This is a genomic window from Sphingobium limneticum, from assembly GCF_008710155.1.
Lineage (GTDB): Bacteria > Pseudomonadota > Alphaproteobacteria > Sphingomonadales > Sphingomonadaceae > Sphingobium > Sphingobium limneticum.
On the sequence record NZ_VYPZ01000090.1, the window covers coordinates 1 to 1,282 of the forward strand.

Here is a 1,282-nt window from a genome sequence, read left to right on the forward strand (position 1 = left end):
ACCTGGGCACCTCCAAAAACCCCTGGCCAATCGACGTGTGATTTGATTCATTGGGACCGACAGGAGGCGGCGATGCGTCAGGCTGGATTGTTCGGGTTATCGGATCATCTGAAGCGGCTTTCGGCGCATGGCGATCCGCTTGAGGAACTGGGCCGGGTCATCGACTTCGAGGCATTTCGCCCGGTTCTGGTTGCCGCGCTGGCCTATGGCGACGGGTCGAAGGGCGGTCGCCCGCCCTATGATCCTGTAGCGATGCTCAAGGTGCTAGTGCTGGCGGCGCAGAACAATGTCGCCGATGCACGGATGGAGTATCTGATCCGCGATCGCCTCAGCTGGCTGCGGTTCCTGGGCTTCGACCTTGGCGCGGCGACGCCCGATGCCAACACCATCCGGCTATTTCGCGAGAAGCTGACCGAGGCGGGCGCGCTCGACGCGGTGTTCACCGACTTCGACCGGCAGCTCAAGGAACGCGGCTATCTTGCCATGGGTGGGCAGATCGTCGATGCAACGCTGGTGGCCGCGCCCAAGCAGCGCAACACTGCGGCCGAAAAGGATGCGATCAAGGCAGGCAAGAGCGCCTGCGAGATCTGGCCCGATGAGCCCGCCCGGGCCGCGCAGAAGGATACGGACGCGCGTTGGACGCTCAAGTTCGCCAAGGCCAGGCCGCTGGCGAACGGCAAGCCGGGCATCGACATCGCCATCCCAAGCTTCGGCTACAAGAGCAGCGTGTCGATCTGCCGGACCTTCGGCTTCATCCGCAAATGCAAGGTCACCGACGGTGCGCGCTTCGACGGGCGGATGCTGCGCGATGTCGTCACCGGCGACAACACTGCTTCCGACGTCTGGGCGGACACCGCCTACCGCAGCCAGGCCAACGAGACATGGCTCAAGCGGCAGAGCCGGGTCAGCCGCATTCACCGCAAGAAGCCGCGCGGCAAGCCCATGCCCGAACGCACAGCAAAGGCGAACGCCGCCAAATCGAAAGTCCGCGCCCGCGTCGAGCATGTCTTCGCCCGGCAGAAGGATCAGATGGGCCTGTTCATCCGCACCATCGGCATCAAGCGCGCCGAAGCCAAGATTACCCTCGCCAACCTCGCCTACAACATGCACCGCCTGATCTTTCACGAACGACGCGCACTGGCAGGATAGCTGTGCCCGAAACCCGAAACTTCGGCCAAAAGGCAGCGGTATGGAGCCACCACGCAGTACGTAAATCACGCCCATGCCGGCCAATTACGCACCCATCCGCTCAGATCACCAGGTTGATGGAGGTGCCCACCTG

General features: G+C 63.4%; 1 protein-coding gene. It reads left to right on the plus strand.

Going from position 1 to position 1,282, the window contains the following annotated elements:
* Positions 1-72: 72 nt before the first annotated feature.
* On the plus strand, positions 73-1,149 hold the full coding sequence (locus F4U94_RS24070; RefSeq protein WP_150412355.1) for an IS5 family transposase: 1,077 nt from the start codon (positions 73-75) through the stop codon (positions 1,147-1,149).
* Positions 1,150-1,282: the final 133 nt, after the last annotated feature.